Here is a 23,028-nt window from a genome sequence, read left to right as displayed (position 1 = left end):
CCGGTCGCAGCGGACTCGAGCGCCGGCACCACCGCAGGACCGCAACACGCGACGGGCTCCGACGGGGGAGCCCGCGACCACCGAGTCCGGTACCCGCGAGGGACTGGAACGAGAGGTGCACCGATGCCTGCTGCCCGCAGGACGCTCCGCGCTGCCGGCCTGAGCCCGGCGGACACCGCCCCCGCCCGTCTCCGCGTCGGCATCGTCGGCGCCGGGCGCGTCGGCGCCGTCCTGGGCGCCGCCCTGACCGCCGCCGGCCACGACGTGGTCGCCGCCGCCGGCCTCTCCACCGCCTCCGCCGAGCGCGCCGCCCGGCTGCTGCCCGGCGTGCCGCTGCTGCCCGCCGACGAGGTCGTGGCCGCCGCCGACCTCGTGGTGCTCGCCGTCCCCGACGACAGCCTGGCCGGTCTCGTCTCCGGCCTGGCCGGGACCGGCGTCTGGCGGGCCGGCCAGCTGGCCTTCCACACCTCCGGCGCCCACGGCCTGGCCGTCCTCGCCCCGGCCGCACGGGCCGGCGTCCTGCCGCTGGCGCTGCACCCGGCCATGACCTTCACCGGGGCCCCCGAGGACGCCGACCGCCTGACCGGCGCCCCCTTCGGCGTCACCAGCGCCCCGGAGCACCGACCGGTGGCCGAGACGCTGGTCCTGGAGATGGGCGGCGAGCCGTTCCTCGTCGCCGAGGCCGACCGCGGGCTGTACCACGCCGCGCTGGTCACCGGCGCCAACCACCTGGTCACGCTGGTCGCCGAGGCCGCGGACCTGCTGCGCACCGCGGGCGTCGCCGAGCCCGGCCGGGTGCTCACCCCGCTGCTCACCGCCGCGCTCGACAACGGCCTGCGCCGCGGCGACCGCGGGCTCACCGGCCCGGTCAGCCGCGGGGACGTCGGCACCGTGCGCCGGCACCTGGACACCCTCACCGAGCGGGCGCCGGACTCGGTGGCGGCGTACGTCGCGCTGGCCCGGCGCACCACCGAGCGCGCGCTGGCGACCGGCCGGCTCAAGCGGCACGAGGGCGCCCCGCTGGCCGACCTGCTCGACGGCCACGTTCCGGGTTCCCTCGCGAGCGAGCGAGCGGAGGGGTGAACGTGGTCCTCCTACCGGCGGGCTCCCGGTGACCACCTCCCCGGCCGTCGCCGAGACCGTCGCCGAGCTGCGCGGGCTCGTCGCCGGGCTGCCCGGCCCGGTCGCGCTGGTGCCCACGATGGGCGCCCTGCACGAGGGCCACCGCGCCCTGGTGCGCGCCGCCCGGGAGCGGGCCGGCAGCGTCGTCGTCTCGGTGTTCGTCAACCCCACCCAGTTCGGTCCGGGCGAGGACTTCGACCGCTACCCGCGCACCTGGGACGCCGACCTGGCCGCGCTGGCCGAGGAGGGCGCCGACGCCGTCTTCCACCCGCCGGTCGACGAGGTCTACCCGCCGGGCGCGGTGGGCGTGGCCGTCCACCCCGGCCCGCTGGGCGACGTCCTCGAGGGGGCCGTCCGCCCCGGCCACTTCACCGGCGTGCTGACCGTCGTCGCCAAGCTGTTCGGGCTGGTCCGGCCCGACCTCGCCGTCTTCGGCGAGAAGGACTACCAGCAGCTCACGCTCGTCCGGGCGATGGCCCGCGAGCTGGCGCTGGGCGTCGAGGTCGTGGGCGTGCCCACCGTCCGGGAGGACGACGGGATGGCGCTGTCCTCCCGGAACCGCTACCTCTCCCCGGAGCAGCGGGCCACCGCCACCACGATCTCGCGGGCGCTGCACGCGGGGGCCGCGGCCGGTCCGCAGGGCGCCGGGGCTGTCCTGGGCGCCGCGCGCTCCGTCCTCGCCGAGGCGCCCGGCCTGCTGCAGGACTACCTGGAGCTGACCGATCCCGACCTCGGGCCCCCGCCGCCCGCCGGCCCGGCCCGGCTGCTCGTCGCCGCCCGCGCCGGCAGCACCCGACTCATCGACAACACCGCTCTGACGCTGGGAGACGCGCGATGATGCGCACGATGCTCAAGTCCAAGATCCACCGCGCGACGGTCACCCAGGCCGACCTGCACTACGTGGGCTCGGTGACGATCGACGAGGACCTCCTCGACGCCGCCGACCTGGTCCCCGGCGAGCAGGTCGCCATCGTCGATGTCACCAACGGCGCCCGGCTGGAGACCTACGTCATCCCCGGCGAGCGGGGCAGCGGCGTCATCGGCATCAACGGCGCCGCCGCGCACCTGGTGCACCCCGGCGACCTGGTGATCCTGATCAGCTACGGCCTGATGGACGAGACCGAGGCCACGTCGTACACCCCGAAGGTCGTGCACGTCGACGCCGCCAACCGCGTCGTCGAGCTCGGTGGCGACCCCTCTGCCCCGGTCCCCGGCGCCTCCGACCACGAGCGGAGCCCGCTCGCGTCACGGCCTCGTCCCGGGTTCCCCCGCGAGCGTGCGAGCGGAGGGGACGACGAGCAGGAGGACCCCCTCCTCACCGCCCCTCGCATGCCCGGGGCGGGACCCGGGAGGGGGTCGGGAGCGCGCAGCGACCTGGGCGTCCCCGTCCGGTGACCACCCTGGCGGCCGGGCGCGTGACCGGGCTCCCGCGGCGCCTCGCCGCGCCGGCGCCCGGCTGGGAGCTGGCCGCCGACGTCTGCGTCGTCGGCTCCGGCATCGCCGGGCTGTGCGTGGCGCTGCACGCCCGGGCGGCCGGGCTCTCGGTCGCCGTCGTCACCAAGGTCCGGGTGGACGACGGGTCGACCCGCTGGGCGCAGGGCGGCATCGCCGCCGTGCTCGACCCCGCCGACACCGCCGAGGCGCACGCCCGCGACACCGAGGTCGCCGGGGTGGGGCTGTGCGAGCCCGACGCGGTCTCCGTGCTGGTGCACGAGGGCCCCGAGCGGCTGCGCCAGCTGATCGACTGGGGCGCGGCCTTCGACCGCGACCCCGACGGGCGGCTGCTGCTCACCCGCGAGGGCGGGCACTCCGCGGACCGGATCGTGCACGCCGGCGGCGACGCCACCGGCTCGGAGGTGCAGCGCGCGCTGCAGGACGCCGTCCGGGCCGACCCCGGCGTCACCCTCGTCGAGCACGCGATGGTGCTCGACCTGCTCACCGACGCCACCGGCCGCGCCGCGGGCGTCACCCTGCACGTGCTGGGCGAGGGCAGCGCCGACGGCGTCGGCGCGGTGCGCGCCCGCGCGGTCGTGCTCGCCACCGGTGGCATGGGGCAGGTCTACGCCGCCACCACCAACCCGCCGGTCTCCACGGGGGACGGCGTCGCCCTCGGCCTGCGCGCCGGCGCGGTCGCCACGGACCTGGAGTTCGTCCAGTTCCACCCCACCGCCCTGTACCTGGGCCCGGACGCGCGCGGCCAGCAGCCGCTGGTCAGCGAGGCGCTGCGCGGCGAGGGCGCGGTGCTGCGCGACGGGGCCGGGGAGCGGTTCATGGTCGGTGTCCACCCGCTGGCCGAGCTTGCACCCCGCGACGTCGTGGCCAAGGGGATCACCCGGGTGCAGCTGCGCGACGGCGTCGACCACGTCTGGCTCGACGCCCGCGCGGTGCCGGACCTCGCGGGGCGCTTCCCGACGATCGTGGCCAGCTGCCGCGCGGCCGGCGTCGACCCGGTCACCGACCTGGTGCCGGTCACCCCGGCGGCGCACTACGCCTCGGGCGGTCTAATCACCGACCTGGCCGGCCGGACGACGGTGCCCGGGCTGTACGCCTGCGGTGAGGTGGCCTGCACCGGCGTGCACGGGGCCAACCGGCTGGCCTCGAACTCGCTGCTCGAGGGGCTGGTCTTCGCCGCCCGCATCGGCGCGCAGCTCGCCGCGGGGCTGCCGCCGTCGTCCCCCGTCGCTGCGGTGGACGACGCGCCGTCCGGGCTGCTCGACCCCGACGGCCGGCGGGACGTCCCCGAGACGATGTCGGCGCGGGTCGGCGCGCTGCGCAGCGGCGCGGGGCTGGCCGAGGCGACCGGCCGGCTGGCCGCCCTGGCCGCGGGGCTCGGCCCGGACGTCGCGCCCGGCGTGGCCGGCTGGGAGGCCACCGACCTGCTCACCGTGGCCGGCGCGCTGGCGACCGTGGCCGCGGTCCGCGAGGAGACCCGCGGCTGCCACTGGCGCGAGGACCACCCCGGGACCGAGGAGGACTGGCGGGTGCACCTGGACGTGCGGCTGGACGGGGACGGCGCACTGCAGGTGACCCGCCGCCCGGTGGGGGTGCCGTTGGTGAGGGGCTGGTGAGCGAGCGTGCGAGCTCACCTGCTGGGCGGGCGGGGGTGGGAGTGGTGAGCGAGCGTGCGAGCCCACCGCTGGGTGGGACGGGGGCAGCCGCAGTGAGCGCCGACCCCCGCTCGCTGGAGGGGAGCGGACTGGACGAGGCGTGGGTGACCGAGCTGGTCGAGCGCACCCTCGCCGAGGACCTCACCGGCGGTGCGCCGCTGCCGAGCGCCCCCGACCTGGCGGTCGCGCACGACGTCACCAGCGCCGCGACCGTGCCGGCCGCGCAGCTCGGCACCGCGGACCTGGTCGCCCGCGCCGACGGCGTCGTCGCCGGCCTGCCGGTCGCCGCCCGCGTCTTCACCCGGCTCGCCCCCGGCGCCACGCTCACCGCGGGCGCCACCGACGGCGACCGGGTGGCCCGGGGGGACGTGCTGCTGACCGTGCGCGGGCCGGTGCGCGCCCTGTTGGCCGCCGAGCGCAGCGCGCTGAACATCGCCAGCCGGGCCAGCGGCATCGCCACCCTCACCCGCCGGTGGGTCGACGCGGTCGAGGGCACCGGCGCCGTCGTCCTCGACACCCGCAAGACCACGCCCGGGCTGCGACCGCTGGAGAAGTACGCCGTCCGCTGCGGCGGCGGGTCGAACAAGCGCATGGGGCTCTACGACGTCGCCATGGTCAAGGACAACCACGTCGCCGCGGCGGGCTCGGTGGCCGCGGCCGTCGCCGCGGTGCGCGAGCGGGCGCCGCGGGTCGCGGTGCAGGTCGAGGTCGACGTGCCCGCGCAGGCGGTCGAGGCGGTCGAGGCCGGCGCGGACTTCCTGCTCTGCGACAACATGCCGCCCGAGGTCCTGCGCGAGGTCGTCGCCCTGGTCGGCGGGCGGGCCGAGCTGGAGGCCACCGGCGGGCTGACCCTCGAGGTGGCCCGCGCGGTCGCCGAGACCGGCGTCGACTTCCTGTCGGTCGGCGGGCTCACCCACTCCGCGCCGATCCTCGACCTCGCGCTCGACCTGCGGGCGGGCTGACCGGTGCTGCTCACCGTCGACGTCGGCAACAGCCAGACCGTCCTGGCCACCTTCGACGGGCCGCGCCGGGTCGGGTGCTGGCGGGTGACGACGGCGCCGCGGGCCACCAGCGACGAGCTGCGGATGCTCTGGCGCGGGCTGCTGCACGACACCGAGGTCACCGGGGTGTCGGCCTGCTCGACGGTGCCCGCGCTGCTCCCGGCGCTGCGCACCCTGCTCGACTCCCTCGACGTGCCCGTCGTCCTCATCGGGCCCGGCGTGCGGACCGGCGTCCCGCTGCACGTGGACAACCCGCGCGAGGTCGGCGCCGACCGGGTGGTCACCGCGCTGGCCGCGCACGAGCTGTACGGACGCCGTCCCGACGGCGGCGGGCGCCCGGTCGTCGTCGTCGACTTCGGCACCTCCACCAACGTCGACGCCGTGGGCCCCGACGGGCAGTTCCTCGGCGGCGCGCTGGCCCCCGGCGTCGAGGTCAGCCTCGAGGCGTTGGCCTCCCGCGCGGCGCAGCTGCGCTCGGTGGAGCTGACCGTGCCGCCGCAGGCGATCGGCAAGAACACCGTCGCGGCGCTGCAGTCGGGCCTGGTGCTGGGCTTCGCCGGTCTGGTCGACGGACTGGTCGCGCGGATCGCCGCCGAGCTGGTCGCGCAGTTCAGCGCCGCGCCGGTCGTCGTCGCCACCGGTGGGCTGGCGCCGTTGGTGGCCGGCAGCTGCCGCTCGATCGGCGAGCGGGAGCCCGACCTCACCGTGCACGGGCTGCGGCTGGCCTTCGAGCGGCACGAGGCCGGTCTCCGTCACCCGCCGAGCCGGAGATCGGCCGCCCCGTAGGGTGGCGACCCGTGACCGAGGTACCGCCGCCCGACGACGAACTCCCTGAACAGCTCCGGGTGCGCCGGGCGAAGCTGGACCGGATGCGCGAGGCCGGCCTCGACCCCTACCCGGTCGCCGTCGCCCGCACGGCCACCCTGGCGGAGGTCCGGGCGAAGCACCCCGACCTCGAGCCGGACACGATGACCGGCGAGCGGGTCGGTGTCACCGGGCGGGTGATCTTCGTCCGCAACACCGGCAAGCTGTGCTTCGCGACGCTGCGCGAGGGCGACGCCGAACTGCAGGCGATGCTCTCCCTCGACCGGGTCGGTGAGGAGTCGCTGGCCGCGTGGAAGGCCGACGTCGACCTCGGCGACCACGTGTTCGTCGAGGGCGAGGTCGGGACGTCGCGGCGCGGCGAGCTCTCGGTGTTCGCCGACTCCTGGCAGCTGACCGCCAAGGCGCTGCGGCCGCTGCCGGTGGCGCACAAGCCGATGAGCGAGGAACTGCGGGTCCGCCGCCGGTACGTCGACCTCATCGTCCGCGACGAGGCCCGCCGCACCGTCCGGCAGCGCTCCACGGTGATGTCGACGTTGCGTCGGGAATTGACCGCACGCGGTTATCTCGAGGTCGAGACGCCGATGTTGCAGACGGTGCACGGGGGTGCTGCGGCACGGCCGTTCCGCACGCACATGAACGCATTCGACCTCGACCTGTACCTGCGGATCGCGCCGGAGCTGTTCCTCAAGCGGTGCATCGTCGGGGGGCTGGAGCGCGTCTTCGAGATCAACCGCAACTTCCGCAACGAGGGTGCCGACAGCACGCACTCGCCGGAGTTCGCGATGCTCGAGGCGTACCAGGCCTATGCCGACTACCAGGTGATGGCCACGCTCACCCGTGAACTGACACAGGAATGTTGCGAAGCGCTGTTCGGCGACCACGTTGCGCGACACAACGACGGCACCGAGATCGATCTGTCGGGGGAGTGGCGGCAGGTGCCCCTCCACACGCTGGTCTCCGAGGCCGTCGGCGAGGAGGTCGCACCCGAGACGCCGCTGGAGACCCTGCGCGCCCTCGCCGAGCGGCACGACGTCGGCGTGGACCCGGCGTGGCTGCCCGGCAAGGTCGTCGAGGAGCTGTTCGAGGCCCTGGTGCAGGACACGCTGCAGGAACCCACCTTCGTCATGGACTACCCGGTGGACACCTCGCCGCTGACCCGCGCGCACCGATCCCGGCCGGGCCTCGCCGAGAAGTGGGACCTCTACATCGCCGGCGTCGAGCGGGCGACGGCCTACTCCGAGCTGGTCGACCCGGTGGCGCAGCGCGAGCGCCTGGTCACCCAGTCCCGCCTCGCCGCCGAGGGGGACCCCGAGGCGATGGCCTTCGACGAGGACTTCCTGGAGGCACTCGAGTACGGGATGCCGCCGACCGGTGGCATGGGGATGGGCATGGACCGACTGATGATGACGCTCACCGGATTGGGCATCCGGGAGACCATCCTCTTCCCGTTGGTGCGGCCGCTCTCCCCCTGAACCGGGCAGTGCACTTCCTCACTCCATTGTGCAGGGTGTGTTTCCCCGCGCCGTGAATGGTCTATGGTGCTCTCCGACAGAGAAAAGGGCTGCGGGCTCGGGGCCGGAAGTCCCCGTTGCACGGAGCGACGCGGGAGTGGAGCAGGCGAATGGCGCGCAAGGTCCAGGTCATCCTCAGTGACGACCTCGATGAGAACGTCGCCGCGGACGAGACGGTGAGTTTCTCGCTGGACGGCACGAACTACGAGATCGACCTGTCGGAGAAGAACGCGGAGGAGTTGCGGAACGCGTTCTCCCGTTACGTGCAGGCGGCGCGCAAGGTGGGGCGCGGCAGCGGCCGGGCCTCCGGGGGCGGCCGGTCGCGCGCCACCGGTGGTGGCGGCGGCGGTCGCATGGACCGCGAGCAGGCCGGCGCCATCCGCGACTGGGCTCGCAAGAACGGCCACGCGGTCAGCGACCGCGGGCGCATCCCGGCCAGCGTCGTCGAGGCCTACGAGGCCGCGCACTGACGTAAGGACCCCCTTGCCCCCCACCGCTCGCGAGCTCGCGGCGGGACCCTGCAAGGGGGCCACCCGTCCTCCTCACCCTTCGCAGGCTCAGGGTGAGCCTCTGGACGGGGTCGATGCACAGCCGGCCGGCGGCCCGGCACCCTCGAGGAGGGTGCCGGGCCGTCGCCGTCCGTGCCGCGGTCGGTCGCTCACCCAGCGTCACCGGCGGTCCGCGGTAGGGACTTTCGACCCTGGGGTGTTCCGGACTGTTTCGTGACGGTTGGTGCATGAGCCAGGACGCGGCCGAGTCCACCGTTCCGCGCGACCCGGGGGCCCTCACCGACCGCAGGCCGGTGGACCCCTCTCCCCAGGCCCCGAGCTTCACCGCCAGCCTCGACCAGCGCCACGGCGTCGTCCGGGCCCGCGGACACCTCGACGTCCTCGCCGCGGACCTGCTCCGCGGCAGCATCGTCGCCCTGCAGCGGAGGGGGCACCGGCAGATCACCGTCCGCCTCGAGCCCCTGGCCACCGCTGACGACGCCGCCCGCGAGGCGCTCGCCCGGCTCGCCGGCACGCTGGCCGCCGAGGGTGTCCGGCTGGTGGTCGAGTGAGCACCGTCGAGGGGCCCTGGTCCGCCGCGGGACGCCGTCCCGACGCCGTCCCGGGCGAGGGTCACTGGACCGTCGGCGTGGACGTGGCGGCCCCCCACTCGCCCTGGGGAGAGACCTCGCCCAGCCGGCTGCACGCGGTCGGGGACGCCGGGCTGATCGCCGGCCGGGCCCTCTGCCTCGCTCCGGTCACCCTGCTCGACCCGGCCCTGTGGGTGTGGCCGGACGACGGCGACGAGGAGTGGCCGCTCTGCTGGGTCTGCCTCGCGCTGACCTGCTGAGCGCCGGCTCCTCGCGGCCCTCCCGCCTCTCCCGCCACCGGCGTTCCTCGACGCACCGTCCGCTCTGGGCGTAACCGGTCCGGAACACCGGTCCGCCACCATCGGTTGGACCGGGCAGCTCCTCTCCTCCGACGCACGCGTGTGCCGACGGAGGGTCGGAGTCCGCGACTACAGTGGAAAGACCGGTGCCCCGCGCGCCGACGGACGTCGGGTGCTCCTCCCCACCAGGGGAGGGCAGCGCCGGACCAGCCGGTCAGAGGAGAAGCAGCAGATGTTCGAACGGTTCACCGACCGAGCCCGCCGCGTGGTCGTCCTGGCCCAGGAAGAGGCCCGGATGCTCAACCACAACTACATCGGTACCGAGCACATCCTCCTGGGGCTGATCCACGAGGGTGAGGGTGTCGCCGCCAAGGCTCTCGAGTCCCTGGGCATCTCGCTGGAGGGTGTCCGCCAGCAGGTGGAGGAAATCATCGGTCAGGGTCAGCAGGCCCCGTCCGGCCACATCCCCTTCACCCCGCGGGCCAAGAAGGTGCTCGAGCTGTCCCTGCGCGAGGCGCTGCAGCTCGGCCACAACTACATCGGCACCGAGCACATCCTGCTCGGCCTGATCCGCGAGGGCGAGGGCGTCGCCGCCCAGGTCCTGGTGAAGCTGGGCGCCGACCTCAACCGCGTCCGCCAGCAGGTCATCCAGCTGCTCTCGGGCTACCAGGGCAAGGAGCCGGCCGCAGCCGGCGGCCCGGCCGAGGGCACCCCGTCGACCTCGCTGGTCCTCGACCAGTTCGGCCGCAACCTGACCCAGGCCGCGCGCGACTCCAAGCTCGACCCGGTCATCGGGCGGGCTAAGGAGATCGAGCGGGTCATGCAGGTCCTGTCGCGGCGGACCAAGAACAACCCCGTCCTCATCGGCGAGCCCGGCGTCGGCAAGACCGCCGTCGTGGAGGGCCTGGCCCAGGCGATCGTCAAGGGCGAGGTCCCCGAGACGCTGAAGGACAAGCAGCTCTACACGTTGGACCTCGGCGCGCTCGTCGCCGGTTCCCGCTACCGCGGTGACTTCGAGGAGCGGCTGAAGAAGGTCCTCAAGGAGATCCGCACCCGCGGCGACATCATCCTGTTCATCGACGAGATCCACACCCTCGTCGGGGCCGGTGCCGCGGAGGGCGCGATCGACGCCGCCAGCATCCTCAAGCCGATGCTGGCCCGCGGTGAGCTGCAGACCATCGGTGCCACCACGCTCGACGAGTACCGCAAGCACCTGGAGAAGGACGCCGCCCTCGAGCGCCGCTTCCAGCCGATCCAGGTGGGTGAGCCGACGCTCACCCACACGATCGAGATCCTCAAGGGGCTGCGCGACCGGTACGAGGCGCACCACCGGATCAGCATCACCGACGGCGCGCTCGTCGCCGCCGCGACGCTGGCCGACCGGTACATCTCCGACCGCTTCCTGCCGGACAAGGCGATCGACCTGATCGATGAGGCCGGTGCCCGGATGCGGATCAAGCGGATGACCGCCCCGCCGGACCTGCGCGAGTTCGACGACCGGATCGCGGCCATCCGCCGCGAGAAGGAGTCGGCGATCGACGCGCAGGACTTCGAGAAGGCCGCGTCGCTGCGCGACAAGGAGAAGACCCTCCTGGGCGAGAAGGCCGAGCGCGAGAAGCAGTGGAAGGCCGGCGACATGGACGTCGTCGCCGAGGTCGACGACGAGCAGATCGCCGAGGTGCTGGCCAACTGGACCGGCATCCCCGTCTTCAAGCTCACCGAGGAGGAGACCACCCGCCTCCTGCGCATGGAGGAGGAGCTCCACAAGCGGATCATCGGCCAGGAAGAGGCCATCAAGAGCGTCAGCCAGGCGATCCGGCGTACGCGGGCGGGCCTCAAGGACCCGCGCCGTCCCGGTGGCTCGTTCATCTTCGCCGGCCCCTCGGGTGTCGGTAAGACCGAGCTGGCCAAGGCGCTGGCCCAGTTCCTGTTCGGTGAGGACGACGCCCTCATCCAGATCGACATGGGCGAGTTCCACGACCGCTTCACCGTGTCGCGGCTCGTCGGTGCCCCTCCCGGCTACGTCGGCTACGACGAGGGCGGTCAGCTGACCGAGAAGGTGCGGCGCAAGCCGTTCTCGGTGGTGCTCTTCGACGAGATCGAGAAGGCGCACGCGGACGTGTTCAACACGCTCCTGCAGGTGCTGGAGGACGGCCGGCTCACCGACGGTCAGGGCCGGATCGTGGACTTCAAGAACACGATCCTGATCCTCACGACCAACCTCGGGACGCGGGACATCTCCAAGGCCGTGGGGCTGGGCTTCCAGGTCGGCAACGACAGCCAGTCGAACTACGAGCGGATGAAGAACAAGGTCAACGAGGAGCTCAAGCAGCACTTCCGGCCGGAGTTCCTCAACCGCATCGACGACATCGTCGTGTTCCACCAGCTGACCGAGGACGAGATCATCGAGATCGTCGACCTCATGGTCTCCCGGGTCGAGGGCCAGCTGGCGAACAAGGACATGGCTCTGGAGATCACCCCGGCGGCCAAGAAGCTGCTGGCGCACCGTGGCTTCGACCCGGTGCTGGGTGCCCGGCCGCTGCGCCGGACCATCCAGCGCGAGATCGAGGACGCGCTGTCGGAGAAGATCCTCTACGGCGAGCTGACCGCCGGTCAGATCATCGTGGTGGACGTCGAGGGCGAGGGCGCGGACCAGCGGTTCACCTTCCGCGGCGAGGCCAAGCCGATCGACCTCCCCGACACCCCGCCGGTCGCGCTCTCCGGTGGCGACGAGGAGGGCCCGGCCGTCCAGGCCGAGTAGAACCTCGGGTAGTCCGTACGAAGGGGCCGTCCCCGCTCATCGCGAGTGGGGGCGGCCCCTTCGTCGTGCCGTGCCAGCTGTCGTCCCGCCGGACGACGTCGCGGCCGGGTGCCGTCCCGGCTCCTCCTCCTCCTCGCCCTCGTCGGGTCGTTGATCATGGGGTTGGTCCAGGCGACACGCGGCGGCGCGCCGCAGCAGCGTGCGACAACCCCATGATCAACTCAGGGAGAGGGTGAGCGGCGAAGGAAGGGTGACCCACGGGGAGCCGGTGACCGGAGAGGCAGGGGCGGTCAGGCAGGAAGGCGGAAGAGCCCGTCGGGGGTCTGCTCGACCAGCCCGTCGACGAGCAGCGAGTCCAGGCAGCGGGAGCGCTGGGCGGCGTCGTCCCACGCGGCGTCGAGCTGCGGTGCCGCCACGGGGCCCTCAGCGGCCCGCAGGACGTCCAGCAGCCGCCCGCGCACCTGCCGGTCCGTGCCGGCGAACTTCTGCACCCTGCGGGGCGGACCGTCGGACGCCGGGTGGCCCGCCAGCCGCCAGGCGCAGTCCCCGCGCACCGGGCAGGCCGCGCACCGCGGCGTCCGGGCCACGCACACCAGCGCCCCGAGCTCCATGACCGCGACCGAGAAGCGCACCGCCCGCGCGGGGTCGGCCGGGGCCAGCGCCGCGACGTCGGTGAGGTCGGCAGCCCGCGCCGGCGCCGCGTCCGCCCGGCCGTGCACCAGCCGGGCCACCACCCGCCGCACGTTGGTGTCGACCACCGGCTGCGGCTGCCCGTGCCCGAAGCAGGCGACGGCGCGGGCGGTGTACGTCCCGATGCCCGGCAGGGCCTCGAGGGCCGCGACGTCGGCGGGGACGACGCCGCCGTGCCGCTCGGTGAGGGCGACTGCGGTCTCGCGCAGCCGCAGCGCCCGCCGCGGGTAGCCGAGCTTGCCCCAGGCGCGGATCACCTCGGCGGGCGACGCCGCGGCCAGCGCCGCCGGGGTCGGCCAGCGGGCCATCCACTCCCGCCACACCGGCTCGACGCGGGCGACCGGCGTCTGCTGCAGCATCACCTCGCTGACCAGCACGGCCCACGGGTCAGTGTCCGGCCGGCGCCACGGCAGGTCACGCGCAGCCCGGGCGAACCAGTCGACGAGGACGTCGCCGACCGGGTCGGACGACGGGGGGAGAGCGCGGGCCGGGCTGTCCACGAGGTCCCAGTGTGCCGCCCCCGGGGGTCGGCGCGCCGCCGCAGGTGGGTACGCCGTGGCGCACTACCGTTCTCGGCGTGCTGCACCCCGTCGGCCCCCTGCCCACGGCGGTCTACTGGCGGCGGCGGCTGCTGGTCCTGGCCCTCCTGCTGGCGGTGCTCGGCAGCGGGGGATGGCTGGTCGTCGCCGCGCTGACCGGGGGCGACGGTGGGACGGCGACGTCCGCGGCAGCCGCGACTACCGACGCGGCCGATCCGGCCGACGAGCCGCCCGCGCTGGAGCAGGTGGTGCCCTCGCTGGCCAGCGTGCAGACGCCGACGTCGGCGCCCGAACCAGCCGCCGAGCCGGAGCCCGCGTCGGCGAGCCCGACGCCGGGCGGCCCCTGCAACGACGACATGATCGGGCTGGAGGTCCGCGCACCCGGCAGCGCGCCGGTCGGCGGCAAGCCCGCCTTCGAGCTCGTGGTCACCAACGTCTCGTCGGTCCCGTGCGTGCGGGTGCTCGACGCCGGCCTGCAGGAGGTCCTGCTGCTCGACGCGGCCGGCAACCGGGTGTGGGGTAGCAACGACTGCTTCCCGGAGACCAGCAGCGACACCCGCACCCTGGCGCCCGGTGAGTCGGTGGCCTTCGTGCTCACCTGGGGCGGGCTGACCAGCGAGCCGTCCTGCACGGCCGAGCGGACGACGCCCACGCCGGGTCAGTACGTGCTGCGCGGCCGGCTGGACTCCGAGGTCAGCGCCGACGCGCCCTTCACTCTCACGTGACCGGTCGGTGCCGCCCCCAAGGCCCCGTCCCGAGGCTCCGGCCCCGTCCCGGGTCCCGCCCCGAGCCTGCGAGGGGTGGGGAGGACGGGGTCCTTCTCCGAGGGGTGAGGAGGACGGGGTCCTCTCAGCTGTAGCGGTCGAGGATCGAGGTCTCGGCCAGCCGGGAGAGCCCCTCGCGGATGCCCCGGGCGCGGGCCTCACCGACGCCCTCGACGGCCAGCAGGTCCTCGATGGTGGCCGCGAGCAGCTTCTGCAGCCCGCCGAAGTGGTCGACCAGGCGGTCGATGATCCCGGCCGGCAGCCGCGGGACCCGGGCCAGCAGGCGGTAACCGCGGGGGCTGACGGGGGAGTCGAGCGCGTCGGCGGAGGTCGGCAAGCCGTAGCAGCGCGCCACCGCGGAGAGGTCGAGCAGTTCGGTGGCCGACAGCGCGCGCAGCTCGGCCAGGACCTCGTCGATGCTCCGGGGACGACGCAGCCCGGAGGGCAGGTAGTCGCGCACCAGCAGGGCGCGGTCCTCCTCGACCCCGGCGAGCATCTCGTCGAGCTGCAGCGCGAGCAGCCGCCCGTCGGTGCCCAGCTCGACGACGAAGCCCTCGATCTCGTCGGCGATCCGGCGCACCATCTCCAGCCGCTGGCTGACGCTCATCGCGTCGCGGACGGTGACGAGGTCCTCGATCTCCAGCGCCGACAGCGTGCTGGCCACCTCGTCGAGTCGCAGCTTGTAGCGCTCGAGCGCGGCCAGCGCCTGGTTGGCCCGGGCCAGGATCGTGGTCGGGTGCTCCAGCGTGTACCGCCGTCCGGCGACGTAGACGCTGATGATGTGCATCGACTGGCTCACCGAGATCACCGGGAAGCCGGTCTGGATGGCGACCCGCTCGGCGGTGCGGTGTCGGGTACCCGACTCCTCGGTGGGGACGCTCGGGTCGGGCATCAGGTGGACGCCGGCCCGCACGATGCGGCTGCCGTCGTAGGAGACGATCACCGCGCCGTCCATCTTGGCCAGCTCGCGCAGCCGGGTGGCGGAGAGGGCGACGTCGAGGGCGAAGCCGCCGGTGCAGATGGACTCGACCACGCGGTCGTAGCCGAGCACGATCAGGGCGCCGGTCCGGCCGGCGAGGATGCGCTCCAGGCCGTCACGGAGCGCCGTGCCCGGTGCGATGCGGCCGAGCAGTTCGCGGAGCGCGACCTCGGAGTCCACAGCGGGGGGCACGAGCGCTCCTGACGTTCGACGTGGTGGCGGCTGATTCTACGTGGCCACCACGGTACTGGCGGGCGCCGGTGGGGCAGCTCACCGGCGCCCGGGGCACCACGGGCCCCGCCGGCCTCAGAAGAGGCGGGCGAAGGCGGCGCCGAGGTCGGGGACCTCGACCAGCCGCATGCCCTTGGGAGCGGTGCCGGCGTCCTCGGGGACGAGCGCCACCTTGTAGCCCTGACGGGCCGCCTCGGCCAGCCGCCGGCCGGTGCCGCCGACCCGCCGGATCTCCCCGGACAGTCCCACCTCGCCGACCGCGACCAGCCCGCGGGGCAGTGGGACGTCCTTGGCCGCCGACGCGATCGCCAGTGCCAGCGCGAGGTCGGCCGCGGGCTCGGCGATGCGCACGCCGCCGACGGAGGCGGCGAAGACGTCGGCGTCGGCGAGCTTGACCCGGCCGCGCCGCTCGACGACCGCGTTTACCATGGCGACCCGCTGCGAGTCCAGCCCGCTGACCGCCCGACGGGGCGAACCACCTCCGCCGCTGGCGGCCACCAGCGCCTGGACCTCGGCCAGCAGCGGCCGGCTGCCCTCGAGGGTGACCGTGACGCAACTGCCCGCCACCGGTGCGGTGCGTCGTGAGACGAACAGGTGGGAGGGGTCGGGGACGCCGACCACACCGGTGTCGCCGATCTCGAAGCAGCCGATCTCGTCGGCCGGGCCGAAGCGGTTCTTCATCGCCCGGATCAGGCGCAGCGTGGAGTGGCGCTCGCCGTCGAAGGAGACGACGACGTCGACGAGGTGCTCGAGGGTGCGGGGCCCGGCGATGGCGCCGTCCTTGGTCACGTGGCCGACCAGGATGGCGGTCATCCCGCGGCTCTTGGCGACGGCGGTCAGCGCGCTGGCCACGGCCCTCACCTGCGTGGCGCCGCCGTCGGTGCCCTCGACCGCGGGGGAGCGCACGGTCTGCACGCTGTCGAGGACCAGCAGGGAGGGGGCGACGTCCTCGACGTGGGCGAGGACGGCCGACAGCTCGGTCTCCGCGGCGAGGTAGAGCTGGTCGTGCAGCGCGCCGATGCGCTCGGCCCGCAGCCGGACCTGGGCGGCGGACTCCTCACCGGAGACGACGAGGGCCGGACCGTTGGTGGCGGCCACCTGGTGGGCGACCTCGAGCAGCAGCGTCGACTTGCCCACGCCGGGCTCGCCGGCCACGAGCAGCACCGCACCGGGCACGAGCCCGCCGCCGAGGACGCGGTCGAACTCCTGGATGCCCGTGGGCACCGCGCGGGCGGCGGCGAGCTCCACCTGGGCGATGGGCACCGCCGGCGCGGTCACGGGGCCGGCCGCCACGGCCCGCAGCGGGGACGCCGGGGTGCCGACCTCCTGGATCGTGCCCCAGGCCTGGCACTCGGGGCACCGGCCGACCCACTTGGCAGAGGCGTAGCCGCACTCGGTGCAGCGGTGGGCAGGGCGGGACTTCACTCCGGCAGGTGGCACGGACCGACGCTAACCGCCGGGTACGACAGGACCGGCGAGGACGCGGCCACGAGCGAGGACCCAGCGCGGCCCCTGCAGGGTCCCACCGCGAGCGTGGTGACGTACTGGAACGGCCACCCTTCAGGGGCCCGCGCCGAGCGTGCTAGGCGTGGGGGAAGGGCGGCCCTTACTCGGTCTCGGTGTCCTGCTCCTGGTCGCGGCTCTCGGAGCCGCCCTCCTCGTGGTGGAAGTCGAAGGGCTCGCCGCGGGGCAGTGCGCGATCGGGCGTGGCGACCACGGCCGGGACGGTGACCTCACCGGCGCGCTGGAAGGTGAGGGTGACCTCGACGCGCTGACCCGAGGTCAGCTCCTCGGAGAGGTCGGCCAGCTCGACCGTCGGGCCGCCGGCACCGCCGAGGAAGACCGTGGAGCCCGCGGGGATCGGGATCTGGACCTGCGTGCTCGCCGCGGCGGGGGCACTCGACGTCGGCACCGTGCCGGGGACCGGCGTGGCACCCGGGGTGGTGGGTGCGGACGGCGTGGCGCCGGGGGTGGTGGGCGTCGACGGCGTGGCACCCGGGGTGGTGGGCGTCGACGGTGCGGCGCCGGGAGTGCTCGGCGTCGCCGGGGTGGTGGCCGCCGCCGGGGAGCTCGGGACGGCGGAGGCCGTGGCCTGCCCGGACACCACCACGCCGTCGAAGGCCTCGCCCTCGATGCCGACCAGGGTGTCGGCCTCGGTGTCGCTGTTGACGATCGCCATCTGCAGCTCGGCGTCGTCACCCTCCGCGTACAGGCCGTCCTGCGGGTACGCGAGTGAGATGGCGCGCAGGGTGATGTCGCCGACCGCCGCCTCGGGGCCGACCTTGTCCCGGTTCTGGGTGGCCGTCTGGGGGACCTGGCCGGCGCTGCACGCGGTCAGCGCGATCGGGCTGAGGAGCAGGACACCCATCGTGGCGGCGCGCAGTGCGCGGTTCACAGCCGTCGACCTCCAGGGACGTGCCGGCCACCGCAGGTCGATGGCCCGAGTCGCGCCGAGCCTAACGCCCACCCCACGATGGCCGCCGGGAGGTGAGGCGGTGGTGACCGGCATGCCGCGACGGCCTGCGGGCGACCCGGCGCTGGCCGCGTTCCCCGCCCGCGCACCGGACACCCGGCGGTGGTGCTTCGCCGACCAGCTCGGTCCGCACTTCCTCGACCGCCCGGACCAGCCGGTCCTGCTGATCGAGTCGAAGGCGGTGTTCGCGCGCCGCCGGTTCCACCGCCAGAAGGCCCACCTGGTGCTGTCGGCGCTGCGGCACCGGGCCGCCGAGCTGGGCGACCAGGCGGAGTTCCACCAGGTGCACACCTACGCCGAGGCGCTGGACCGGGTGCGCGAGCCGCTGAGCGTGTGCGCCCCCACCACCTGGAGCAGCCGCGACTACGTCCTGCGCCGTGCCGACCTCGCCGTCCTCGCCGCCCGCGGGTTCGTCGCCACGCAGGAGGAGTTCGCCGGCTGGGCGGAGGGCCGGGGGAGGCGCCGGCTGCTCATGGAGGACTTCTACCGGGACAACCGGCGCCGTCACGACGTCCTCATGGACGGCGCCGAGCCGGTGGGCGGGCGCTGGAACCTCGACCACGACAACCGGGAGCCCCCGCCGTCCGACGGGCGGCTCGCCGTCCCCGAGCCGTGGTGGCCGGAGGAGGACGAGATCGACGAGCGGGTGCGCGCCGACCTCGACCGCTGGGAGGCCGACGGCGACGTCGCCCTCGTGGGGGACGACGGTCCGCGGCTGTTCCCCGTGACCCGCGAGGAGGCGCTGCTCCGGCTGCGGGACTTCCTCGACACCCGGCTCGGCGCGTTCGGCCCGCACGAGGACGCGATGCTCGCCGGTGACCGCTGGATGGCGCACTCGCTGCTCTCCCCGGCCCTCAACCTCGGCCTGCTGGACCCGCTCGAGGAGGTGCACGCCGCCGAGCAGCGCTACCGCGACTCGGTGGCCGAGGGCGACCCGCTGCCGCTCAACAGCGTGGAGGGGTTCGTCCGCCAGGTCATGGGGTGGCGCGACTACATCTGGCACACCTACTGGTACTTCGGCCGGGACTTCCGGCACGCCAACGCGCTGGCCGCGCACGAGGCGGTGCCGGACTGGCTGGCCGACCTCGACGACGGCGCGGTCGAGGCCGCCTGCCTGTCCGACGTCCTCGGCGACCTGCGCCGGGACGGCTGGGTGCACCACATCCCGCGGCTGATGGTGCTCGGCAACTACGCGCTGCAGCGCGGCATCGACCCGCTGGCGATGACCGACTGGTTCCACCGCAGCTTCGTCGACGGCTACGACTGGGTGATGATCGCCAACGTCGTCGGCATGAGCCAGCACGCCGACGGCGGGCTGCTGGCCACCAAGCCCTACGCCGCCGGTGGCGCCTACATCGACCGGATGAGCGACTACTGCGGCGGCTGCCGCTACGACCCGCGCAAGCGGCTGGGCGAGGACGCCTGCCCCTTCACCGCCGGTTACTGGGCCTTCCTCGAGCGCAACCGGGAGCGGCTGGCGCCCAACCAGCGGATGCGTCGCGCGCTGCAGGGCCTGGACCGGCTCAAGGGCTTGGAGGAGGTCGTCGAGCAGGAGCGGTTGCGGGGCACCGAGGCCATCTGATGAAGGACCTCCCCGCCCCCCAGCGCTCGCAGGCTCGCGCCGGGCCCCTGCGGGGAGGCCGGCTTCTCGGGGGACGAGGACGGCCTGCGCTCGTGGGTCTTCACCATCGCGCACCGTCGCCTGGTCGACGACTGGCGCCGGCGCAGCCGCCGTCCCCAGCGCGCCGATGACGTCGACGACCTGCTGCCCGAGACACCCGGCGGCGACGTGGAGGACGACGTCCTGACCAGGCTGGGCACCGAGACCGTGCACCGGATGTGCGCGGGCCTGCCGGCCGACCAGCGCTCGGTCCTGCTGCTACGGGTGCTCGCCGACCTCACCGTCGAGCAGGTGGCCGCGGTGACGGGCCGCTCGGTGGGCTCGGTCAAGGCACTGCAGCGGCGCGGGCTGCGCCGGCTGCGCACCGAGCTCGAGCCGGCGGGGGTCCCCCGGACGGGTGAGACGGCTGGGACGGCGGGCGCACCCCTGTCGGCCCACCCGGCGATGACGGGAGCGAGATGACCACGCCAGCCGACGTCCGGACCGACGAGGAGGCCTTCGCGGCCTGCCTCGCCGGCCGTCCCGTGCCCGCGGGCGCGCAGGGCCTGGCCGCGTTCACCGACGCGGTCCGGGCGAGCGCCACGGAGCCCGGGCGGCCGAACGCGGCCCTGGCCGAGCTGCTGGCGACCGGTCTCCTCGTCCCCACCCAGGAACCGTCCCGCGGGACGGCCGGGCGACCCGCCCGGACCTCACGGAAGAGGCCCCACGTGCTGATCTCCACCCTCGTCGCCAAGTTCGCCGCCGCCGGTGCCGTCGCCAAGGCGGCCGCAGCGGGCGGCGTCGTCGCCGTCGCCCTGACCGGCACCGCGACCACGGTCGCGCTGACGACCACGCAGGCGCCGGCCCCCGTCGTCGAGGACCCGACGACCAGCGAGGAGTCGACCTCGCCGACCATGCAGCCGACCGAGTCCCCGGAGCCCACCGGCGACCCCGTCGGCGAGCCGGCCGCGCTGCCGACGGGCCCGGAGCCGACGACGCCGACGGAGTCCACGGAGCCGGTCCCGCCGGCGGTCTCGGACCCGGCCGACGACAGCCCCGAGGAGGGTGGCCTCGACGACATCGCCGGGACGCCTGCCACGGACCCCAGCGACACGCCGGACGAGCCCGAGTACAGCAACCACGGCGAGCGGGTCAGCGAGGCCGCCCGCGACGGCGTGGCCAACCGCGAGCAGATGCGGGACGTGGCCCACGAGAACCGGGACCAGCGCCGGGCCGAGCCCGCGGCCCAGGTCGAGGAGCAGGTCGAGGAGCCGGCCGCGGCCGAGCCGGTGCACGAGCAGCAGGGCAACGGCAAGGGCAACGGCAAGAGCGGGAAGTGAGCCAGGGCGGGGCCGCGGATCACGTGACCGCGGCCCCGCCGGCGAGCAGCAGCACCACGTCGAGGACCGTCAGCAGCATGACCGCGGGGAACGCCAGCCGGCGGAACCGCCGGGTGCCCGCCAGCGCCGCGATGACGACGGCCGGCACCGCCAGTGCCAGCCCGGCCCACCCGGCGGCGGTCGGCGGGCCGTCGGGTCCGAGGACCAGCACCAGCGAGGCCACCCCCAGCAGGACCGCCCCGGTGACGGCGGAGCCGCCTGCACCGATCCGGTGCGGCAGGCCGCGGACGCCGGTGGCCAGGTCGTCCTCGAGGTCCGGCGCGACGTTGGCCAGGTGCGCGGCAGCGCCCAGCGCGGCCCCGGCGGTGATCAGCCACCACGGCGCCGGCGGCGCGCCCGGCGCCGCCGCCACCACCCCGGCCGGCAGTGCCCCGAAGCCGGTGACGTAGGGCAGCACCGAGACGGCGGTGCGCTTGAGCCCTGCGTTGTACGCCCAGCCGCTGGCGACCAGCACGAGCAGCAGCAGCCCGGGGACGAGGCCGAGCAACAGGGACAGGACGACGGCCGCGGCGGCCGACCCGACGGCCAGCGTGCGCAGCAGCGTGGGTGCCACGGCGCCCTGCACGACCGGCTTGTCGGCCCGCGCGACCGCCCGGTCACGGTCGGCGTCGAGCCAGTCGTTGCTCCACCCGACGGACGCCTGACCAGCGAGGACGGCGACCGTCACGAGTGCCGCACGTCCCGCGGGCACCCCGGCGGCCAGAGCGAGGAGGCCGGCCACGACGGTGACCGCGACCGCCGGCCCGGGGTGCGTGGCGAGGGCCAGCGCACGGGGGGTGACCCCCCGTGCCGCCCCTCCCGCAGGCACACCGACCATGCTCCTGTCAACCCCTCCCGAGCACTCTCTCTCGCCCTTGACCTGCGGGTTTACGAATTCGGGCGGTCCCCTCCGTCAGTTTGCCGTGGTAACCTTGTGGACAGCGAAAGGGGTCACACACACATGGGCTTCACTGTCGGCGAGACCGTTGTCTACCCGCACCACGGGGCAGCGCTGATCGAGGCGATCGAGACGCGGGTCATCAAGGGTGAAGAGAAGGCCTACCTCGTGCTGAAGGTCGCTCAGGGCGACCTGACCGTGCGGGTGCCGGCCGACAACGCAGAGATCGTGGGCGTCCGTGACGTCGTCGGTCAGGACGGACTGAACCGGGTCTTCGAGGTGCTGCGCGCGCCGCACACCGAGGAGCCCACCAACTGGTCGCGTCGCTACAAGGCCAACCTCGAGAAGCTCGCCTCGGGTGACGTCAACAAGGTCGCCGAGGTCGTGCGCGACCTGTGGCGCCGCGACAAGGACCGTGGCCTCTCCGCCGGCGAGAAGCGCATGCTCTCCAAGGCGCGCCAGATCCTGGTGAGCGAGCTCGCGCTCGCCGAGGGCACCAACGAGGACAAGGCCGAGGTGCTCCTCGACGAGGTCCTCGCCAGCTGAGCTCGAGCCCCGAGCTCTCCCCGCACTCCCCGACCACTCCCGTGCACGCTGTCGGCATCGTCGCAGCGGCCGGGAGTGGTCTGCGTCTGGGGGCGGATCGGCCCAAGGCGCTGGTCCCGCTGGCCGGGCGGCCGCTGGTCGCCTGGTCGGTGGACACCCTGCTCGGCAGCGGGGTGGCCGAGGTGGTGGTGGCCGTGCCGGCCGACGAGCTGGCCGCCTTCGCCGCCGTCCTGCCGCCGGAGGCGCGTCCGGTCGTCGGCGGCGCCACGCGCACGGCGTCGGTCCGGGCCGCCCTCGCCGCCGCGATCGATCCCGCCCGCCCCGCGCCCGACGCCGTCCTGGTGCACGACGCCGCCCGCCCGCTGACCCCGCCCGAGGTGGTGACCCGCGTGCTCGCCGCGCTGGCCGACGGGGCGCGCGCGGTCGTACCGGTGCTGCCGGTCGTGGACACGACCGTGAGCGTCGACGGCGACGGTGTCGTGACCGGCGCCCTGCCGCGAGAGACGCTGCGCCGGGTGCAGACCCCGCAGGGCTTCCCCGGCGCCGTCCTCGTCGACGCCTACGACCGGCTGCCCGACGGCGTCGAGCTCACCGACGACGCCGCGGTGGTGCGCGCCGCCGGGGTCCCGGTCGCGACGGTGGCCGGCGACGAGCGGGCCGCGAAGGTGACGGTGCCCCACGACCTGGCGCTGGCCGAGATGCAGATCCGCCGGTGAGACCCGCCGAGCTGCCGCGGGTGGGCGTCGGGGTCGACGTGCACCCGGTCGAGGCCGGCCGCACCTGCTGGCTGGCCGGGCTGGAGTGGCCGGGCGTCGACGGCTGCGCCGGGCACTCCGACGGCGACGTCGTGGCGCACGCCCTCACCGACGCGGTCCTGTCCGCCGCCGGGCTCGGCGACATCGGCGGCCTGCTCGGCACCGACGACCCGCGCTGGGCCGGCGCCCGGGGGGCCGCCGTCCTCGCCCACGTGCGCGAGGTCCTCGAGGCGGCCGGGTGGCAGGTCGGCAACGCCGCGGTCCAGCTGGTCGGCAACACCCCGAAGGTCGGCCCGCGCCGCGCGGAGGCCGAGCGGGTGCTCGGCGAGGCGCTGGGCGGCCCGGTGAGCGTCACGGCCACCACGACCGACGGCCTGGGGCTCACCGGGCGGGGCGAGGGCCGGGCGGCGATGGCGACGGCCCTGGTGGTCCGGACGACGTCCGCGGGAGGAGGGCCGGCCTGACCCCGC

General features: G+C 74.8%; 22 protein-coding genes and 1 pseudogene. 18 read left to right on the top strand and 5 right to left on the bottom strand.

From position 1 onward, the window contains the following. Nucleotides 1-123: 123 nt before the first annotated feature. The 11 genes from ACWIX7_RS09695 (at nt 124) to ACWIX7_RS09645 (ending at nt 11,704) form a co-directional block, all read left to right on the top strand. On the top strand, nt 124-1,083 hold the full coding sequence (locus tag ACWIX7_RS09695; protein ID WP_448621328.1) for a Rossmann-like and DUF2520 domain-containing protein: 960 nt from the start codon (nt 124-126) through the stop codon (nt 1,081-1,083). 28 nt (nt 1,084-1,111) lie between these two features. After that, on the top strand, nt 1,112-1,960 hold the full coding sequence (panC, locus tag ACWIX7_RS09690) for a pantoate--beta-alanine ligase (protein ID WP_448621327.1): 849 nt from the start codon (nt 1,112-1,114) through the stop codon (nt 1,958-1,960). Then, complete coding sequence (gene panD, locus ACWIX7_RS09685) at nt 1,957-2,517, top strand: aspartate 1-decarboxylase (RefSeq protein ID WP_448621326.1); 561 nt, start codon at nt 1,957-1,959, stop codon at nt 2,515-2,517. The genes panC and panD overlap by 4 nt, the downstream gene beginning before the upstream one ends. Before the next feature lie 20 nt (nt 2,518-2,537). Further along, nucleotides 2,538-4,190, top strand: coding sequence for an L-aspartate oxidase (locus ACWIX7_RS09680; RefSeq protein ID WP_448621325.1), 1,653 nt, complete (start codon nt 2,538-2,540; stop codon nt 4,188-4,190). Nucleotides 4,191-4,282: 92 nt separating this feature from the next. Continuing rightward, on the top strand, nt 4,283-5,191 hold the full coding sequence (nadC, locus tag ACWIX7_RS09675; protein ID WP_448621324.1) for a carboxylating nicotinate-nucleotide diphosphorylase: 909 nt from the start codon (nt 4,283-4,285) through the stop codon (nt 5,189-5,191). A gap of 3 nt (nt 5,192-5,194) precedes the next feature. Next, nucleotides 5,195-6,016 (top strand): type III pantothenate kinase, encoded by an 822-nt coding sequence (locus ACWIX7_RS09670; protein ID WP_448621323.1) that lies wholly within the window; start codon nt 5,195-5,197, stop codon nt 6,014-6,016. Between the two features lie 11 nt (nt 6,017-6,027). Beyond that, nucleotides 6,028-7,527 carry a lysine--tRNA ligase gene (gene lysS / locus ACWIX7_RS09665; protein ID WP_448621322.1) on the top strand — a complete coding sequence of 500 codons (1,500 nt, stop codon included), beginning with the start codon at nt 6,028-6,030 and terminating at the stop codon, nt 7,525-7,527. 149 nt (nt 7,528-7,676) lie between these two features. Further along, nucleotides 7,677-8,036 carry a histone-like nucleoid-structuring protein Lsr2 gene (locus tag ACWIX7_RS09660; protein WP_448621321.1) on the top strand — a complete coding sequence of 120 codons (360 nt, stop codon included), beginning with the start codon at nt 7,677-7,679 and terminating at the stop codon, nt 8,034-8,036. A 266-nt stretch (nt 8,037-8,302) separates the two neighbouring features. Further along, entirely contained in the window at nt 8,303-8,626 is a 324-nt protein-coding gene (locus tag ACWIX7_RS09655; protein WP_448621320.1) for a hypothetical protein, read from the top strand. Next, complete coding sequence (locus tag ACWIX7_RS09650) at nt 8,623-8,904, top strand: hypothetical protein (protein WP_448621319.1); 282 nt, start codon at nt 8,623-8,625, stop codon at nt 8,902-8,904. The genes ACWIX7_RS09655 and ACWIX7_RS09650 overlap by 4 nt, the downstream gene beginning before the upstream one ends. Before the next feature lie 271 nt (nt 8,905-9,175). Further along, complete coding sequence (locus ACWIX7_RS09645; protein WP_448621318.1) at nt 9,176-11,704, top strand: ATP-dependent Clp protease ATP-binding subunit; 2,529 nt, start codon at nt 9,176-9,178, stop codon at nt 11,702-11,704. A 290-nt stretch (nt 11,705-11,994) separates the two neighbouring features. Here the strand turns inward: ACWIX7_RS09645 and ACWIX7_RS09640 are convergent, their stop codons facing one another. Then, nucleotides 11,995-12,894, bottom strand: a complete 900-nt coding sequence (locus ACWIX7_RS09640) for an A/G-specific adenine glycosylase (protein WP_448621317.1) — start codon at nt 12,892-12,894, stop codon at nt 11,995-11,997. A gap of 77 nt (nt 12,895-12,971) precedes the next feature. Here ACWIX7_RS09640 and ACWIX7_RS09635 point away from each other — a divergent pair, with 77 nt between their 5' ends. Continuing rightward, nucleotides 12,972-13,658 carry a MucR family transcriptional regulator gene (locus ACWIX7_RS09635; RefSeq protein ID WP_448621316.1) on the top strand — a complete coding sequence of 229 codons (687 nt, stop codon included), beginning with the start codon at nt 12,972-12,974 and terminating at the stop codon, nt 13,656-13,658. 124 nt (nt 13,659-13,782) lie between these two features. Here the strand turns inward: ACWIX7_RS09635 and disA are convergent, their stop codons facing one another. From disA to ACWIX7_RS09620, 3 genes are all read right to left on the bottom strand, one after another. Next, nucleotides 13,783-14,868, bottom strand: coding sequence for a DNA integrity scanning diadenylate cyclase DisA (disA, locus tag ACWIX7_RS09630; RefSeq protein WP_446770019.1), 1,086 nt, complete (start codon nt 14,866-14,868; stop codon nt 13,783-13,785). A gap of 114 nt (nt 14,869-14,982) precedes the next feature. After that, nucleotides 14,983-16,347: a DNA repair protein RadA gene (gene radA / locus ACWIX7_RS09625; protein WP_448621315.1), complete on the bottom strand. Its 1,365-nt coding sequence runs from the start codon at nt 16,345-16,347 to the stop codon at nt 14,983-14,985. 166 nt (nt 16,348-16,513) lie between these two features. Further along, the gene (locus ACWIX7_RS09620) at nt 16,514-17,302 is read right to left on the bottom strand and encodes a hypothetical protein (protein ID WP_448621314.1); all 789 of its coding nucleotides are present in this window, start codon (nt 17,300-17,302) and stop codon (nt 16,514-16,516) included. Between the two features lie 112 nt (nt 17,303-17,414). Between ACWIX7_RS09620 and ACWIX7_RS09615 the strand changes: the two genes are divergently transcribed. The 3 genes and pseudogenes from ACWIX7_RS09615 to ACWIX7_RS09605 all read left to right on the top strand — a co-directional run bounded on the left by ACWIX7_RS09615 (nt 17,415) and on the right by ACWIX7_RS09605 (nt 20,320). Further along, nucleotides 17,415-18,962 carry a cryptochrome/photolyase family protein gene (locus tag ACWIX7_RS09615; RefSeq protein WP_448621313.1) on the top strand — a complete coding sequence of 516 codons (1,548 nt, stop codon included), beginning with the start codon at nt 17,415-17,417 and terminating at the stop codon, nt 18,960-18,962. Nucleotides 18,963-19,037: 75 nt separating this feature from the next. Then, nucleotides 19,038-19,463 (top strand): annotated as a pseudogene (locus ACWIX7_RS09610) (RNA polymerase sigma factor); the annotation flags it as partial. Next, nucleotides 19,460-20,320, top strand: a complete 861-nt coding sequence (locus ACWIX7_RS09605) for a hypothetical protein (RefSeq protein WP_448621312.1) — start codon at nt 19,460-19,462, stop codon at nt 20,318-20,320. The pseudogene ACWIX7_RS09610 and the gene ACWIX7_RS09605, both read left to right, overlap by 4 nt. 19 nt (nt 20,321-20,339) lie before the next feature. Here the strand turns inward: ACWIX7_RS09605 and ACWIX7_RS09600 are convergent, their stop codons facing one another. Beyond that, nucleotides 20,340-21,197: a UbiA family prenyltransferase gene (locus ACWIX7_RS09600; protein WP_448621311.1), complete on the bottom strand. Its 858-nt coding sequence runs from the start codon at nt 21,195-21,197 to the stop codon at nt 20,340-20,342. A gap of 123 nt (nt 21,198-21,320) precedes the next feature. On the opposite strand from ACWIX7_RS09600, the gene ACWIX7_RS09595 reads away from it, so the two are divergent. Genes ACWIX7_RS09595 through ispF form a run of 3 tightly spaced genes read left to right on the top strand, consistent with a single transcriptional unit; the run spans nt 21,321 to nt 23,022 of the window. After that, on the top strand, nt 21,321-21,803 hold the full coding sequence (locus tag ACWIX7_RS09595) for a CarD family transcriptional regulator (protein ID WP_073418385.1): 483 nt from the start codon (nt 21,321-21,323) through the stop codon (nt 21,801-21,803). Nucleotides 21,804-21,844: 41 nt separating this feature from the next. Beyond that, complete coding sequence (ispD, locus tag ACWIX7_RS09590) at nt 21,845-22,519, top strand: 2-C-methyl-D-erythritol 4-phosphate cytidylyltransferase (protein WP_448621310.1); 675 nt, start codon at nt 21,845-21,847, stop codon at nt 22,517-22,519. Beyond that, entirely contained in the window at nt 22,516-23,022 is a 507-nt protein-coding gene (gene ispF, locus ACWIX7_RS09585; RefSeq protein WP_448621309.1) for a 2-C-methyl-D-erythritol 2,4-cyclodiphosphate synthase, read from the top strand. The genes ispD and ispF overlap by 4 nt, the downstream gene beginning before the upstream one ends. Nucleotides 23,023-23,028: the final 6 nt, after the last annotated feature.

Source organism: Geodermatophilus sp. URMC 65 (assembly GCF_053502545.1).
The sequence above is the reverse complement of the archived record's forward strand: the minus strand, read 5'-3'. Positions and strand labels throughout refer to the sequence as shown.

Coding starts and splice junctions, on each gene's coding strand:
- ACWIX7_RS09600 (WP_448621311.1), bottom strand. CDS start 21,197: ATGGTCGGTGTGCCTGCGGGAGGGGCGGCACGGGGGGTCACCCCCCGT.
- ACWIX7_RS09660 (WP_448621321.1), top strand. CDS start 7,677: ATGGCGCGCAAGGTCCAGGTCATCCTCAGTGACGACCTCGATGAGAAC.
- ACWIX7_RS09655 (WP_448621320.1), top strand. CDS start 8,303: ATGAGCCAGGACGCGGCCGAGTCCACCGTTCCGCGCGACCCGGGGGCC.
- ACWIX7_RS09605 (WP_448621312.1), top strand. CDS start 19,460: ATGACCACGCCAGCCGACGTCCGGACCGACGAGGAGGCCTTCGCGGCC.
- panD (WP_448621326.1), top strand. CDS start 1,957: ATGATGCGCACGATGCTCAAGTCCAAGATCCACCGCGCGACGGTCACC.
- ACWIX7_RS09615 (WP_448621313.1), top strand. CDS start 17,415: ATGCCGCGACGGCCTGCGGGCGACCCGGCGCTGGCCGCGTTCCCCGCC.
- ACWIX7_RS09695 (WP_448621328.1), top strand. CDS start 124: ATGCCTGCTGCCCGCAGGACGCTCCGCGCTGCCGGCCTGAGCCCGGCG.
- ACWIX7_RS09645 (WP_448621318.1), top strand. CDS start 9,176: ATGTTCGAACGGTTCACCGACCGAGCCCGCCGCGTGGTCGTCCTGGCC.
- ACWIX7_RS09595 (WP_073418385.1), top strand. CDS start 21,321: ATGGGCTTCACTGTCGGCGAGACCGTTGTCTACCCGCACCACGGGGCA.